The organism is Pseudomonas sp. LBUM1669 (genome assembly GCF_059695705.1).
This window is the reverse complement of sequence record NZ_CP166785.1, coordinates 292,927-305,923: the sequence shown is the minus strand read 5'-3', so window position 1 is coordinate 305,923 and position 12,997 is coordinate 292,927. Positions and strand designations below refer to the sequence as shown.

Genomic DNA, 12,997 nt, shown 5'->3' with positions numbered 1-12,997 from the left:
TTATTCCTCGGTCAACGCGGAGCCTGCCCGGTCGAGCAGCGGTTTGAACAAATAGTTGAGGAGTGAACGTTCACCGGTACGCACGAACATTTCCGCCGGCATGCCGGGTTTGATCACCAGACCGTTGAGTTTTTCCATGGCCTGGTCGCTGACGCTGCTGCGCAGCACGTAGTACGGCGCGCCGGTTTTCTCGTCGACCATCTGATCGGCGGAAATCAGGCTGACTTCGCCAGGCACGCGGGGTGTGCGGCTTTGGTTGAACGCCGTGAACAGAATGTCCACCGGCAAGTGGGTGCCGACCTTGTCGATCAGGTTGATCGGCAAGTGCCCTTCCACTTCAAGGCGGGTGCCTTGCGGCACAATCTCCAGCAAGGTTTCGCCCTGGCGAACCACCGCACCTTCGGTGTGAACCCCAAGGTTGACCGCGATGCCGTCGGCGGTGGCGATGATTTCGCTGTGTTGCAGATCGAACCCGGCGGAAGTCAGTTGCTCTTCCAGGGTCACGCTTTTGAGTTGCGCGTCGGCCAATTGCGTGCGGACTTCTTTCTGGTATTCCTCGATGTGCTGTTGCAGCTTCAGGCGCGACTCGAGGATGCCCTGTTCGACCCGGCCGCTTTCACCGCTGTTTTCCGCCAATTGTTGCTGCACCTGCGACAGCTGCCGCTGAAACTCCATCAAGCGGTTGCGCGGGATGTAGCCGTTGTCAGCCAGGGGCTGAAGATTGCTCAGTTGTTGTTGCAGCGAACTGGCCTGAGCCGTCAGGTCCGTGCGCGCGCGGCGCATGCCGGCCAATTGCGCGCTGGCACCTTCGATGCTTGCGCGCAAACCCGCCTGCTCACGGGAAAACGCTTCGCGGCGGCTGCTGAACAATTGCCGTTGGCCTTCGAGCACCAGGGCCAGGCGTGGGTCGGGATCGTTGCTCAGTTCAGCGGGAAAATTCACTTGCTTGAGGTTGTCCCGTTCGCTCTGCCAACGCGCCAGGCTGGCCCAGGCCATGCGGTATTGCGCTTGCAGCGATTGCACATCGGCCGCGACCTGGGTCTGGTCGAGCTGGAACAGCGGCTGGCCCTGCTTTACCACCTGGCCCTCGCGCACCAGAATCCGGCTGACCACGCCGTTGCTCATCGATTGCACGGCTTTGCGCTTGCCCGAGACCACGACCGTGCCTTGCACCGGAATACCTTGGTCGAGCGGCGCAAGGCTGGCCCAGGTGAAGAAACTACCGGCACCTACGACCGCCAGAATCCAGCCCATGCGGGCGAAGAATCGCGCATCACGCTCAGGGCGTTCGGCGATGTAATCGTGTTCCATCGTCGCTTCGTTTTCAGTGTTCATGCGATCGCTGGTCATACACCCGAATTCCTTGTCGTAGGCTGATACTGGCGACTCATGTTGACCCCGCCCGGTGCTTGCGCCGGTTTTTCACGTGGCTGGTCCTGGGCGCCGGAGAGTGCCTTGAGCACTTCCTGGCTGGGGCCAAAGGCCTGCAAACGACCGTCGTTGAGCACCAGCAATTTGTCGGCCTGGGCCAGCGCCGAGGACCGATGGGTCACCAGAATCACGCTGGTGCCCTGGGCCTTCATCTGCGCGATGGCGCCGGCCAGTGCCGCTTCGCCTACGGTGTCGAGGTTGGAATTGGGTTCATCGAGCACCACCAGGCTAGGCTTGCCGTACAGCGCGCGGGCCAATGCCACCCGTTGCTTCTGGCCGCCAGACAAACCGCTGCCGTCCTCGCCCAGCACCGTGTCGTAGCCCTGCGGCATGCGCAGGATCAGCTCATGGACGCCCGCCTGTTGCGCCGCTTCGACGACTTTTTGCGGATCCGCTTCGCGAAACCGGGCGATGTTTTCGGCGATGCTGCCGCTGAACAATTCGATGTCCTGGGGCAAGTAACCGATGTAAGGACCGAGGTCGTCGCGGTTCCAGCGATGGATGTCCGCGCCGTCGAGCCGCACGGTCCCGCCGAGGGTTGGCCAGACGCCGACCAGCACCCGAGCCAGGGTCGATTTGCCGGAGCCGGAGGCGCCGAGCACGCCCAATACTTCGCCGGCACCCAGGCTGAAGTTGACCATGTGCAGGGTCGCCGCACGTTGCCCCGGAGGGCCGGCGCTGACTTGTTCGAAGGTGATCTGCCCCTTCGGCGCTGGCAGCGCCATGGCCTCGTCACTCGGTGGAAAGGCTTGCAGCAGCGAATCAAGACGACGGTACGCGAGCTTGGCGCCGCTCCACTGTTTCCACACCGCGATCAGTTGGTCGATAGGGCTCAGGACGCGACCCATCAGGATCGAACCGGCGATCATCATCCCGGCGGTCATGTCGCCCTTGATCACCAGCAAGGCGCCCAGGCCCAGGACCAGGGATTGCAGACACAGGCGCAAGGTTTTGCTCAGGGAGCTGATGATGGCGCCGGTGTCGCTGGCCTGATTCTGCAGGCCGAGGAAACGCGAGTGCACCTGGAACCAGCGCTTGCGCAACACGCCGAGCATGCCCATGGCCTGAATGGTTTCGGCATTGTGCAGGTGGCTGGTGGCCAGTTGGCTGGACTTCTGGGAAAACCCGGCGGCTTCACCCAAGGGCTTTTTGGTCATCGCCTCGTTGAGGCACGCAAGACCAATCAGCACCACCGCGCCCACAGTTGCGAACACACCGAGCCAGACGTTGAACAGGTAGATCACGAAGAGGTAGACCGGAAACCACGGCGCGTCGAAGAAGGCAAACAGCGCGGGGCCGGTGACGAATTGGCGGATGTGCGTCAGGTCCCCCAGGGACTGCCCGGCATTGCCCTCGCCTTTGAACAGGTTGCGCTCGAAGGCGGCTTGATACACCCGCAGGTTGAAACGTCGCTCCAGTTGGCTGCCGATGCGGATCACGATGAAGCTGCGCACGATCTCAAGCAGACCGATGAAGGCAAAGAAGCCAACCATCATCAGCGACAACATGGCCAAGGTTGTTTCGTTCTGCGAAGACAACACTCGGTCATAGACTTGCAGCATGTAAATAGACGGGGCCAGCATCAGTACGTTGATCAATGCGGTAAAACAACCGACGCTGATCAAGATGCTTTTATAGTCGCCCAGTGCTTTGAATAGAGGTCCTGTGGAAGTATTCTTCAACACACTCATGATCTTCCTTGAGCTGATAGCACGCTCGACAGTTCGGTACAGTTCCAATAACTGTCAGCGACTGATCGGGTCATGTTTACTCGTTCATAGGATGGACTGAAAAACAAAACACCCTGCGAAAGCTTAATCCTCGCAGGGTGTGGGCTGTCTCTCTCTTAATAGAAGACCGTTCTTATCAGCGAAAGATACGGCGTCTATGATTTTCGGCTTAAGCGACGATATCTGCTGCCAGTGCCTGACCTACCGTGGCCACTGCAAAATCGACCGTTCCATTGCCTGTCAGGTCAATCAGCAAACTAGACTCATTTCTTTCAGAAAAATAAACCAATACAGCATCACCGGCACGGCCGGTGAAATCGCTGACAAAGTTCAACGTAGCGGTTCCAGAAGAGAATGCAGTAATGCCAGACAGATCAATCTTGTCCTCTCTGCTGACAAAATCCCCGATCCAGTCAGGATCACTGTGAGTCGAGTCACTGGCAGCACCGAACACAAAGATGTCGTTTCCCGTTCCTCCCCACAGCGTATCTCTAGCGCCACCACCGTACAGGATATCGTTGCCCGTACCGCCCACTAACGTGTTAGCCACTGCGTTGCCGATCAAGAGATCGTTACCCTCTCCTCCTTTAGCATTCTCGACGGTCACGCCCTGGACAATGGAGACGTTGCCTACCAGTCCACCGACATCGGAAAAAGAGCCTTCAATAAGATTTATTTTCTGATCATGGGTGAAACCAGAGAAGTCCAATGTATCTTCGCCACCACCATCCCAAACCGAAAACAAAAGTTTGGATGCCGACGAGGTGGCACTGTAGAAGTCACGTTCGGTGTTGGAGTTGAAACCATACACTGTGTTCTCACTACGGGTATTCATGTTGGCGCCGTAGAGCGTTTGGATCGCGATAATGTCATCCATCAAAGGTGCCGCGGCGTAGATACCACTGCCGTCCTTGGTGAAGTTTTGCTGAGTATTGCTCTCGCTCCAGTAACTCATGAGGGAATAACCGCGGGTGTCCTGAGCATAGGACACGTCGTTATACGTCGGCCTGCCACTGCTCGCATTGTAAACACCGGGATGGGCCAAACCTAAAGTGTGGCCGATTTCATGAGTCAGGGTATGGCGACCATAATCGCCATTTTCTGGGGTCAAATTGCGTTGGTACGCATCTGTAATCAAGTACCAAGACTGACCATCGGTACTTTTGCCCTCGGGTACAAACGCAGTCGCAGGAACACCATAGTTAGTGCCGAAACTCCCCAAACTCAGATGCCCGTCGCCGCCAGAGTCCGCCTCGGTAAATGTCACATTGGAAACGTCCGACCAGGACTGCAGTGCCAAAAAGGCCTGGGCTTTCTGCTGCTCACCAAACGCTATAAATGCCCCCATCTTGGCTTGAAAATTATCAGGTGCCGTAGTTAGAAAGCTATAACTGAGCTGGATTTTTCCATCGCCGTTCTGATCATGCCAAGACACGCGTTCGCGGAGTAGTTGATCTGCTGCTTGATCGGCGGTGAACGACGGCTTGCCATTGATTAACTCCACCCCCCCGCGATCATATTTATGGCTGAACAAATTGATTTGGGAATACGCCATACTTGGCTGAGCTGAAGAAATAACAGCGCTACTATTAACTCTCGACATTAGTTACACCCTGTTGTCTAGTTTGGTTTCAACGGACTTTCAGCCCCCTTCTTCCACGAGGAAGCCATTGAGCACCCGGTTTCAGGCGCAGAAACGCTGACACAACTGCTGGCTATTACCTATTTATTTTTTTGACAGTATGTGATGCTATTCAATAAGCTGCGCACAGACACCTTATGAAATATAATAAATCTTGACGATCTGACTCCACCAGGCGAATGGCTGTATTCAAAATGCAACAGAAATACGGAGGTAATATCTTTTAATTCAATCACTTACGAAGACCGCTGTAAGCAGGGTTCACAAGTCAAAAAGCACGTGGATATTGACTGCCAGACGTTCGAAAGACTGCCATTCACCCGTTCAGATATCATCCAAGATAGAAATATTCCGTAATGAATCCCAACGTTTGAGAAATGCACATCCCACCAGAAGTCGAACTGTGCTCCCAATTTTACTATCATCAGGTTTCATCCAGAATGATGGATAAATCATCAATAATACTTGGCGGTTGCAGGAGCTGAGTGCAACACGGTTATTGAATTGAAGCACGAAGCCTCGTGCCGCCTAGCTATGGCCTCTTGCATCACTTGCCCCATGACTTCGATTGGACATTTGAAATCGAAGCGCCTACGCGGTCGCATGTTCAGTTGCAGCGCTATGGCATCGAGTATTCCTGACTGTGAACTGACAATTCAGTCCCCTTGGGTAAGTATTGGCGGATCAGCCCGTTGATATTTTCGTTACTTCCACGCTGCCAAGGGCTATGCGGGTCACAGAAATAGATCGCCACACCAGTCTTCTGGGTAATCTCGACGTGCCGAGCCATCTCCCTGCCCTGGTCGTAAGTCATACTTTTACGCATCGCCAGTGGCATACGATCGCGCTGACGATGATCAACAAGCTGTACGGCATTGAGCGCGAACTCAAAGATGTCAGCGATGAACAGCGTTTTATTAATCGCCAGGAAAAGAGCCTGCCGATCCTATCCCAGTTGAAAAGCTGGTTGGATAAAACGCAGCCCCAAGTCACGCCCCAAAGTGTGCTGGGGAAGGCCGTTAATTATCTGGCCGGCAACTGGAGCCGGCTGGAGCGCTACGTGGAGGCTGGCTTTTTACCGATTGACAACAACCCGGCAGAGCGCGCAATAAAGCCGTTTGTGATCGCTCGCAAGGCGTGGCTGTTCAGCGATACGCCCAAAGGCGCCACCGCCAGTGCGCAGATCTACAGCTTGGTCGAGACTGCCAAGGTCAACGGACAAGAACCTTATACGTGGTTAGGTGGCGTGCCGCGTCGCGGCACCTACGACAACATGAAAACGGCTGTCGACAAGGTCAATAAAGGCAAGGGCCGCACGGTCAATGCCCGGTTTTCCGTGATGTGCGCGCACTACCTGTTCGATCCGGATTTCTGCAACGTAGCCTCTGGTTGGGAAAAGGGAATTGTCGAGAAGAACGTTCAAGACAGTCGACGGCGCATTTGGCTTGACGCTCAAAACTGCATGTTCCACACCTTCGAGGAACTGAATGCCTGGCTCGGCCAACGCTGTCGTGCGCTCTGGAGCGAGCTGCTGCATCCGCAGTACAACGGACTGACGGTGGCGGAAGTTTTGGAGCTGGAACGGGTCGAAATGATGCCGATGCCGACGGCCTTTGATGGCTACGTCGAGCGCACCGTACGGGTCTCCAGCACCTGCCTGATCAGCGTGGCGCGAAATCGCTATTCGGTGCCTTGTGAGCGCGTCGGCCAGTGGGTCAGCAGCCGTCTTTACCCATCCCGGATCGTGGTCATCGCCGATGACGCAATGATTGCCAGCCACGAGCGCCTCTTTGATCGAGATCAGGTCAGTTTTGACTGGCAGCATTACATCCCACTCATCGAACGCAAGCCGGGTGCACTGCGCAATGACGCACCGTTTGCCGATCTGCCCAATCCGTTGCGGCTTCTAAAACGGGGCCTGAGACGTCACAGCAACGGTGATCGAATCATGACGCAGGTGCTCGCTGCCGTGCCCATCGCCGGTCTCGACCCGGTGCTGGTAGCGGTAGAACTGGTGCTTGAGTCGGGAAGTCTGAGCGCCGATCACATCTTAAATGTTCTCGCCCGACTCACCGCTACTGCACCACCGCCTTCCGTAGAAACCAGCCTGCAACTCAAGGTGGCTCCCGTTGCCAACACGACCCGATATGACCAACTCCGTACAACAGATGAGGAGAGCCGCAATGCGTGACTTGATGGCAGAACTTAAAGAACTGCGTCTGCATGGCATGGCGCAGGCTTGGGAAGAACTGGTGGCCCAGGGAGAAGCTTCGACGGCATCCTCGAAATGGCTGCTTGAGCATCTGCTCCAACAGGAGCAGGCAGATCGCGCCGTACGCTCTGTGAATCATCAGATGAACATGGCAAAGCTTCCCATGCACCGTGATTTCGCTGGCTTTGACTTCAGCGCTTCCAGCGCTGATGTCCGTCTGGTCAAGGAATTATCCAGCCTTGAGTTTACGGAGACTGCGCAAAATGTCGTGTTCATCGGTGGGCCTGGAACCGGAAAAACACACCTGGCCAGTGCCTTGGCCGTGTCCGGAATCACCACTCATAACAAACGAGTACGGTTCTTCTCCACGGTCGATCTCGTCAACCTGCTGGAGAGTGAAAAGTACGATGGTAAGGCAGGCCGAATCGCCCAGGGACTGCTTCGGACAGACCTGGTGATACTCGATGAGCTTGGGTATTTGCCCTTCAGTCAGAGTGGTGGCGCGCTGTTATTTCACCTGCTTTCAAAACTGTACGAGCACACCAGCGTGGTCATCACCACCAACCTCAGCTTCTCGGAATGGTCGAGTGTATTTGGCGACGCCAAGATGACCACAGCGTTGCTGGATCGACTGACACACCACTGTCATATCGTCGAAACGGGCAACGAGTCCTACCGCCTGCAACACAGCACCTTGGCCGACCAGACAAAGATCAAATCGCGAGAACGAAAGCGCAAGGACGAAGATGGTATCGAGGACGATGAACCGTTCTGATCTGCACCGTAAACACCCTGCCGCATGCCTACATGCGGTGGGGCCCGATGCGTCTTCAACCAGGACACTACTGCTAAGCTTTATCCACAATTGCTGGGACAAAAATCAGCAATCCGCCCTGGGTCAATTTTCAATCGGCAGGGTGGGTCAGTTTTCAATCAGCGCCAACAGCCCAGAGCCATCATGCGCATCCATGGTAGAGGGAATTTATGGGCTTGTAGCTTGTTGTGCGCGCCGTAAAGACTTAGACCGGAAAGCTTCATCCCTTGGGCGCTATCGGCTATTCCCGCCGCCCAATTGCATACAGAACTATGGTTTTTGCTCAGATCTTTTGCTTGCAATGCAAGAGATATGGCAGACAAAACTATCGCGACCAGGGTCAATACAAAAATTCGCATGTAGCTCAGCACCTAGTCTTTTAAAAGATCAGTTTTGCAACGGGCGAGGCGTCGTGGGTACCGGGACAGGGAGCTGCCCACATGTTTGATCGTCATCGGTGTACCTGTACCGCCACGGATCGCTGGCATGACAACAGAAAAACCTCGATTTTGCTCGCCCGACCCGAAGTAACACGCCATGGAAAATGGCTGAAACAGCTCCAATTCGACCTGAACAGCTGAGCGCTACCGTAGGCGCTATGGGCATGGCTATAGGAGCCTCTCGGCCTTGCAGAAAACGAGAAGATCGCCTCGTCCTATCGACAAGGCTGATCTTCGTTGGCAGAAGTCGGTCAGGAACCCTCTTTACCGAGCCAGCGATACGTTACGCCGCCAATCACCGCCCCGAGCATCGGCGCCAGCCAGAACACCCACAGTTGCTGAATTGCCCAGCCGCCGACAATCAGTGCTGGACCGGTGCTGCGAGCAGGGTTGACCGAGGTGTTGGTGACTGGAATCGAGATTAGGTGGATCAGGGTCAGCGCCAGACCAATAGCGATAGGGGCCAAGCTGGCCGGGGCACGTTTGTCGGTGGACCCGAGAATAATCAGGATGAACATCGCGGTCATCACTAACTCACTGACAAACCCCGCCGCCAGGCGAGTGCTCGCCGTAGCCATTGGACGCAAGGCCACTGGCCAGTTCGAAGCCGGGTTTGCCACTGGCAATGTAGTACAACAGGGTTGCTGCAACCCCCCCCCTATCACCTGGGCGAGCATATAGGCCGGTAACTCCTTGATCGGGAACCGCCCACCGACCACCAGCCCAACCGAAACCGCCGGATTGAGATGGCAGCCGGATATGTGGCCGATGGCGATAGCCATCGTGAGCACCGTCAAGCCAAACGCCAGAGAGACCCCCAGCAGGCCGATCCCCACGTTTGGAGAACTCGCGGCCAGAACCGCACTGCCACAACCACCGAATACCAACCAAAACGTACCTAACAACTCAGTAGCCGAACGTTTGAACAAAGACATAGAATGTGTCCAATTGAAATGGGAGTGGGAGTGGGAGTGGGAGTGGGAGTGGGAGTGGGAGTGGGATACTGATGAGGCAAGATGGTTATAGATGTAGGATTTTTCCTAAATATCATGCTCCATTTTCCTGCCTCATATTATCGCTGAGGGTACCTGGACTAATGGATTTTCCCTGCTCAATCGGACACCAATACCCCGTTAAATTGATTCTGCTGCCAATCGCCTAAATTCTTGTGGTGAGCGTTATTTCAGTGCGCTGCGAGGATGATCCACATTGCTATAATGCTCAAAGAGAATATGAGGCCTTAGACTGTTTTCAGAACGGTCCTACAGATCTACAGCTGAGCGTTCAAGTATGTTCCTCCCGGCATTAATCCTCGAACCGTGTTTTTAGGTCTCCGCGCACTTAGGAGGCCTTTTTGTGTGCTTCGTCATGGTGCCTAGCACATATACGACGTTCCTCCTTTGCATGCGGGCGTATAGCCATCACCACCGGCGTAAGCCAGCAGCGGCTAAGGCGCAAGGTGCTTCGACCATCGCGAGTAACCCCGCAGGCCTGAGTTATCTGAGTGGTACTCAGATCACAGCCGGCGCGCAAATTTTATTTGGCAACCTGTCGTTCAAACGGGACGATGAGACCCCCGGGACCGGCAGCGGCAATGTGCTCGTTCCAATACCGGGAGGGAGTTTCTTCATTAGCAATCAACTCGATGATCAGTGCTCGCTCGGCTACGGCTCTTATGGTGATTTCGGACTCGCGGAAAACTACGACAACGACTGGTCCGGGCGATATTTCGTGCAGAACGCGAGCATCGTGGGTTTGTCACTGGTGCCCAGCGTGGCGTATCGATTCAACGAGCAATGGTCGGTAGGTGTTGGCGTGAAAGCCATGTACGGCATGCTGAAATCCGAGGCTGCGATCGATCAGAAACCTCTGGGCCTTACGGAACGTGCAGATGGTCAATTCAAGTACAAGGACAGCGACTGGGGTTACGGCGCCAACGTCGGCGTGATCTATGCGCCGCAACCAGGCACCCGAATCGGCCTGGCTTACACCAGTCAGGTCGATCTGGATTTTGAAGACGGCTTGTGAAAAGTAATGCGCCGCTGGTGAGTCGACTGGACGGCACCAACCTCGAGCTCGATCTGAAGGTACCGCAAACCGCCACTCTCAGCCTGTACCAGCAACTGGACTCGCAATGGGCGTTGCTGGCTTCTGTCAATTGGCAGGACTGGTCGAAATTCGGCGACATCGAAATCGACGTAGACACCAACGCCAACGGTGCCCGGTCGACTACCATTGATGCGCATTTCAAAGACACCTATCAGCTGGCCCTGGGCGCGCAATACCAGATGAATCCTGACTTGATCTGGGACTTCGGTATCGCCTACGATACCTTGGCCGTCTCCGACAGCCATCGCACGTTGACCGTGCCGATGGGCGCGGCCTGGCGCTTCGCCGCCGGCCTTACTTATTCGCTGAACAAAGAGACCGACCTCAACTTCAGTTGGGTGACGGTCTGGATGAGTGACATGTCCGTCGACCAGACCAAATCCCTGTCCGGCAATCGCACGTCAGGCGAGTTCGATAACGGCTGGATTCAAGCCCTGACGGGGAACATGACTTTGTGTTTCTGAATAGTAGCCCCGCGTAATAACTTCCATCCAAGGAGGGGTTTGGGGAGCAATGGAACCAAAAACCAACGTAAGGCCTGAGTGAGTAGATTGCATCGCAGCTGACCGCCCAATTGGATTGCCACTGAACAGCTCATTGCACCTGGCTTGTCCAAGGCACGCCGAAGAGACGACCGTCAGAGAACGGAAAGCAGCCGGTGGCCGGAGCGATGGCAAATGAGTAGCTATGCTTGATTTGCTGCCGGAGCTGATTGGGTAGATTGGGCGTTCCGTCCATGGTGTATAACTCCTTTCAGAGTTCCCCGTACTACCACATTGCCCGGCTTAGACAGGCGTGGACGAGGGAACGAGTGGAATTTATCCACCAAGCCCGTGAAGGCGTTATCACCCCTCTTGATGCCTATTTAGAGTTTGGACCTCATGAACAGAACGCTGAGAATTGCGCCTATCACCGAATGGATGTTAGGGCCAGGGATAACTTCTCGGCACTCACGTCTTCTGGACGTGCCCCCACCAGACCAGTTACTTGCCAAAGTTATTGAGGAGGCTTCCCGTTCAGCGAAGATCGGTCGTATTCGACTGTGCTGGCAAGAAGCAGACGAATGCCAAGGTTACTTTAGGCTTGTGGCCCGGATGCCCTTGGAACAGGAAGCCACGTTTGATCAATTCTTTAACGGTCGTTCGGGTTACCGAGCCCAGTACTACCTCTCGCCAGAAGAAGGCGTCCTTTACAACCGGGATGTCCTGCAGGGGTTAAAGGACGCACTGATAGGCCTCGACGTTCTGTATTGTATGCACCTGCAGTCGCGCTTGGGAAAACTCCTACAAGCTGCCGGGGTTATTCCTACACGTTGTTCTTTCCATAGTTGCCATCATTAAGAAGTGAAATTCACCAATGGTTAAGGAAGATGATCCCTCCACGTGTTCTAGTGCTAGACAACCACTCGTTTAATCGTAGCGTCAACGTGATGCTACTGCGGCGCTTGGGTGTGCGCGACATACTTCAAGCCAGCGACGGCGAGCAGGCGCTGAAGCAATTGCGACTGTCAGGGGGGGCGGATGTTGTATTGTGTGACCTAGCCGACAAAAGCTCCGAATGTCTGGAATTTTTGTTACAGGCGGAAAGAGCGGCACTAGTTCGTGCTGTCGCATTTTGCAATGTATTGCGTCCCGATCTTCATCGCGCATTAGGGCAGGCTAGCTTGTTGGCCGGCTTGGAGTTGCTCGGAGTGATGAGGCAACCCATGCAATTGCGTTCATTGCATAGGCTGCTCCACCGCTATAAGTCACGTGGTGTTGCTCCTGCTACGTCCGTAATGCGTGAATTGCCCAGTGAAACAGAGGTCCGTCGAGGATTAGCGCGGGGTGAGTTTCGAGCCTGGTTCCAACCCAAGCTACTTATGGAGCGGAACTCATTGGTTGGGCTTGAAACGCTTGTCCGCTGGGAACATCCTACAAAAGGCGTACTGCTGCCAAAAGAGTTTCTAGCGGCTGTTCTCGCTTACGACTTAATTGATGAAATGTTTATGCAGACTCTGGAGCAGGGCGCGTCCTTGCTAGGAGTATTGCGTCGAGAGGGGGTTAATCTCGAGCTCGCATTTAACTTGCATGCATCTCAAATTTCCGCCGAGTTGGTCGAGCGTATTCGTAGCGCTTTGAAGAGTCATGCGTTGCCCGGTTCGGCATTGAGCTTCGAGTTGTCGGAAAATGGTTTGCTCCACCTGCCTTCCGAGACCCACGACAACTTGCTACGACTGCGTTTACTTGGGTGCGGCCTGGCAATCGATGATTTTGGGGCGGGCTTCTCATCTATGCAATTAGCGTGCCTGTTGCCGTTCAATCAAATCAAACTGGACCAAAAGTTCGCTCAGTCGTTAGATCGTCCTTCAAGTAAGGCTATGGTAGCCAGCACGATTGCGCTTGCTCGTTCACTGAATTTGAATCTGGTGATCGAAGGGGTGAGTAATCAATGGGTACGCAATACCTTGATTAGTATGGGGGGCGGGGTTGGCCAAGGGTTTCACCTTGCGCGCCCGATGAGCTTGGATGGTTTGCTGAAGTGGCTGTCCGGGCGAAAGCTAGGTCATTTGCAAGGAAAATCTCAAGAAGCATCCTACAATTAAAAGCAGCATACGTTTTCGATCAATATATTACAGTT

Annotated in this window: 6 protein-coding genes and 3 pseudogenes; 4 read left to right on the top strand and 5 right to left on the bottom strand. The window is 54.9% G+C overall.

Going from position 1 to position 12,997, the window contains the following annotated elements; genetic code table 11:
* The 4 genes and pseudogenes from ACA051_RS31205 to ACA051_RS31190 form a co-directional block, all read right to left on the bottom strand.
* Nucleotides 1-1,350 carry an HlyD family type I secretion periplasmic adaptor subunit gene (locus ACA051_RS31205; protein ID WP_497310507.1) on the bottom strand — a complete coding sequence of 450 codons (1,350 nt, stop codon included), beginning with the start codon at nt 1,348-1,350 and terminating at the stop codon, nt 1-3.
* The gene (locus ACA051_RS31200) at nt 1,347-3,122 is read right to left on the bottom strand and encodes a type I secretion system permease/ATPase (RefSeq protein WP_497375800.1); all 1,776 of its coding nucleotides are present in this window, start codon (nt 3,120-3,122) and stop codon (nt 1,347-1,349) included. Before ACA051_RS31200 ends, ACA051_RS31205 begins: the two co-directional genes overlap by 4 nt.
* A gap of 208 nt (nt 3,123-3,330) precedes the next feature.
* Nucleotides 3,331-4,764 carry a serralysin family metalloprotease gene (locus ACA051_RS31195; RefSeq protein WP_497375798.1) on the bottom strand — a complete coding sequence of 478 codons (1,434 nt, stop codon included), beginning with the start codon at nt 4,762-4,764 and terminating at the stop codon, nt 3,331-3,333.
* A 494-nt stretch (nt 4,765-5,258) separates the two neighbouring features.
* Nucleotides 5,259-5,641 (bottom strand): annotated as a pseudogene (locus ACA051_RS31190) (IS30 family transposase); the annotation flags it as partial.
* Nucleotides 5,642-5,644: 3 nt separating this feature from the next.
* Between ACA051_RS31190 and ACA051_RS31185 the strand changes: the two are divergent.
* Both ACA051_RS31185 and istB read left to right on the top strand, forming a co-directional pair.
* Nucleotides 5,645-6,994, top strand: a pseudogene (locus ACA051_RS31185) (IS66 family transposase); the annotation flags it as partial.
* Nucleotides 6,987-7,790, top strand: a complete 804-nt coding sequence (istB, locus tag ACA051_RS31180; RefSeq protein WP_497375796.1) for an IS21-like element helper ATPase IstB — start codon at nt 6,987-6,989, stop codon at nt 7,788-7,790. The pseudogene ACA051_RS31185 and the gene istB, both read left to right, overlap by 8 nt.
* 730 nt (nt 7,791-8,520) lie before the next feature.
* Here istB and aqpZ read toward each other — a convergent pair.
* Nucleotides 8,521-9,204, bottom strand: coding sequence for an aquaporin Z (aqpZ, locus tag ACA051_RS31175; protein WP_497375794.1), 684 nt, complete (start codon nt 9,202-9,204; stop codon nt 8,521-8,523).
* Between the two features lie 505 nt (nt 9,205-9,709).
* On the opposite strand from aqpZ, the pseudogene ACA051_RS31170 reads away from it, so the two are divergent.
* Both ACA051_RS31170 and ACA051_RS31165 read left to right on the top strand, forming a co-directional pair.
* Nucleotides 9,710-10,842, top strand: a pseudogene (locus ACA051_RS31170) (OmpP1/FadL family transporter); the annotation flags it as partial.
* Nucleotides 10,843-11,747: 905 nt separating this feature from the next.
* Entirely contained in the window at nt 11,748-12,962 is a 1,215-nt protein-coding gene (locus ACA051_RS31165; protein WP_497375792.1) for an EAL domain-containing response regulator, read from the top strand.
* Nucleotides 12,963-12,997: the final 35 nt, after the last annotated feature.